The 2737-nt window shown below is 73.3% G+C and carries 3 protein-coding genes; 2 read left to right on the top strand and 1 reads right to left on the bottom strand.

From position 1 onward, the window contains the following. Positions 1-333 precede the first annotated feature (333 nt). Entirely contained in the window at positions 334-774 is a 441-nt protein-coding gene (locus EF918_RS34400) for a hypothetical protein (protein ID WP_125652796.1), read from the top strand. A gap of 123 nt (positions 775-897) precedes the next feature. On the opposite strand, the gene EF918_RS34395 is transcribed toward EF918_RS34400, so the two are convergent. Next, positions 898-1368 carry a MarR family winged helix-turn-helix transcriptional regulator gene (locus tag EF918_RS34395; protein WP_125652795.1) on the bottom strand — a complete coding sequence of 157 codons (471 nt, stop codon included), beginning with the start codon at positions 1366-1368 and terminating at the stop codon, positions 898-900. Between the two features lie 150 nt (positions 1369-1518). Here EF918_RS34395 and EF918_RS34390 point away from each other — a divergent pair. Further along, positions 1519-2737: MFS transporter (locus tag EF918_RS34390; protein WP_260610963.1), on the top strand; the 1219-nt coding region annotated here is incomplete at its 3' end.

Raw genomic sequence — 2737 nt, 5'->3', positions numbered from 1 at the left:
CCGCCGGACCGTCCGCGGCTGGACCCCGCCGCCCGCCGGCGAGGTCCCGTCCGCCGAGGACTCCGTGGTCCTGGACGAGGCCCACCGCGAGGTGCTGGCCGCGCTCGGCCGGCTCACCCCGCGCCGCGGCTGATGCCGAGGGTGGTGGCGATCTCCGCCTCGCTGAGGTCCGCCCAGTAGCGCAGCACTCCGCGCCCCCGTCCGCCGCGGGCACGAACCCGCCGGCGACGGGCGGTCCGTCCTCCAGCGCCGCGCCCTCCCGATGAATCGGCCGCCTGGTCTACCGTGAGGGGGCGCCGAGGCGCCAACGGTCCTGCAGACATGGGGGGTTCGATGGATCCGGAGATCGCGGCACTGGCTACCACGGCGGGGAGCACCCTGGTCGGCCTGATGACCACCGAAGCCTGGCAGAGCGCCCGCCAGGGCGTCGTGGCGCTCTGGCGCCGCGCCGTTCCCGAGCGGGCCGACGGCGTCGACAGTTCCCTGGAGGCCGCCCAGGAGGACCTCGTCGCCGCCCGGGGGACCGGCGACGAGGAGACCGTGGCCGAACTGACCGCCGACTGGCAGGGCCGCTTCCGCCGCCTCCTCGTGGCCCGTCCCGACCTTGCTGCCGAGCTGCGCGCCCTGCTCTCCCTCCCCGAGCCGGGCGCCGCCGCACCGGTCACGACCACGCTCACCCAGACGGCCAGGGCCCGGGGCAACGCCCGTGTCTATCAGGCCGGCGGGAACCTGACCGTTCGCGAGGACGGGGGTCGGGGCCCCGAGCAGCAGTAAGGGTCCGTACGGCCGACAGCCCGCCGGGCCGGGATCCCCCCGTGGGCTGGGATCACCCCCGGCCGTGGTTCACCCCCGGGCCGTGGTTCACCCCCGGGCCGTGGTTCACCCCCGGGCCGGGGATCACCCCTGGGCCGCTGCCGGCCGGTGGGCGTTCTCCAGGGCCTGGACCAGCGGTTCGAGCTCCGGGTCGGTGGCCGCGGCGCTCAGGGCCTCGCGCAGGGCGTGGTCGTTCGTGGGGCGGGCGGCCGCGAGGAGGTCCAGCCCGGCCTCGCTGACGTTCGTGTAGATGCCGCGCCGGTCCGTGTCGCAGATGTAGCGGCTGAGCAGCCCGCGGTCCTCCAGGCGCGTGACCAACCGGGTCGTCGCGCTCTGGCTGAGTACCACCGCGTCGGCCACCTGCTTCATCTGCAGGTGCCCGCCGGGCCCCTCGTGCTGGCGGCTGAGGACGTCCAACAGGGAGTACTCGCGCACGCTCAGGTCGTGCGCCGACTGCAGCGCCCGTTCGATGTGGGCCTCGATCCGGCTGTGCAGGAGCGAGAGGGCGCACCAGCCCTGGGCCAGGCCCGTGAGCGCGCTGTCGGTGGCCGTCATCGGCTCTCCTCCTTCTCCTCGTGACCTCTGCGTCACTCCCAGGATACGTCACATCCGCAATAGTCGGCGCTTGCAATTAATGCGCGTCTGCAATTATTGTGGACGCTTGTAAGCTGCTCCAGCAATCGTCCCTCGAAGGGCATTCCCCCCATGCCACTCGCACTCCTCGCCCTCGCCATCGGTGCCTTCGGCATCGGCACCACCGAATTCGTGATCATGGGCCTGCTGCCCGAGGTCGCCGCCGACTACGGCGTCTCCATCCCCACGGCCGGCTACCTGGTCACGGGCTACGCCCTGGGCGTCGTCCTCGGCGCGCCGGTCATGACCGTCCTCGGCACGCGCATCTCGCGCAAGCGGATGCTGATGCTGCTGATGGGGCTGTTCATCGCCGGGAACCTGCTCTCGGCCCTCGCCCCCGCCTTCGGCATGATGCTGGCCGGCCGGGTGGTCGCCTCGCTCGCCCACGGCGCGTTCTTCGGGATCGGCGCGGTGGTCGCCGCGGAGCTCGTGGCACCCGAGAAGCGGGCCGGCGCCATCGCCACCATGTTCACGGGCCTGACCGTCGCCAACGTGGTCGGCGTCCCGCTGGGCACCTTCGTGGGCCAGAGCCTCGGCTGGCGCATCACGTTCCTGGTCGTCGCCGGCCTCGGCGTCCTGGGCCTGCTGGGCATAGCCCGCCTGGTGCCGGAGCTGCCGCGGCAGGAGGGCGTACGGGTACGGCACGAGCTGGCCGCGTTCAAGAACGTCCAGGTGCTGCTGGCCATGGGCATGACGGTGCTCGGCTTCGGCGGGGTCTTCGCCGCCATCACGTACATCACGCCGATGATGACCGAGGTCGCCGGCTTCGCCGGCTCCTCCGTGACCTGGCTGCTGGTCCTGCTCGGCCTCGGCATGGTCGCGGGGAACCTGGTCGGCGGCCGCTTCGCCGACCGCGCGCTGATGCCCATGCTGTACGTGTCCCTGGGCGCGCTGGCCGTGGTCCTCGCCCTGTTCACGCTGACGGCCCACCACCGGATCGCCGCCGCGCTGACCCTGCTGCTGATCGGAGCCCTGGGCTTCGCCACCGTGCCCCCGCTCCAGAAGCGCGTCCTAGACCAGGCCTCGGGCGCCCCCACCCTGGCCTCGGCCGTCAACATCGGCGCCTTCAACCTCGGCAACGCCCTCGCGGCCTGGCTCGGCGGCCTCGTCATCGCCGCCGGCCTGGGCTGGACCGCCCCCAACTGGGTCGGCGCGGCCCTGGCGGCCTCCGCCCTGCTGCTCGCCCTGCTCTCCGGAGCCCTGGAACGCCGAACCGAAGCCCGGCCCAGCCGAGTGGTGGCAGCCACCACTCGGCTGGGCCGGGCTTCGGTTCGGCGTTCCAGGGCTCCGG

This window comes from Streptomyces sp. WAC06614 (assembly GCF_003949795.1).
Lineage (GTDB): Bacteria > Actinomycetota > Actinomycetes > Streptomycetales > Streptomycetaceae > Streptomyces.
This window is presented reverse-complemented; position numbering and strand designations above follow the sequence as displayed.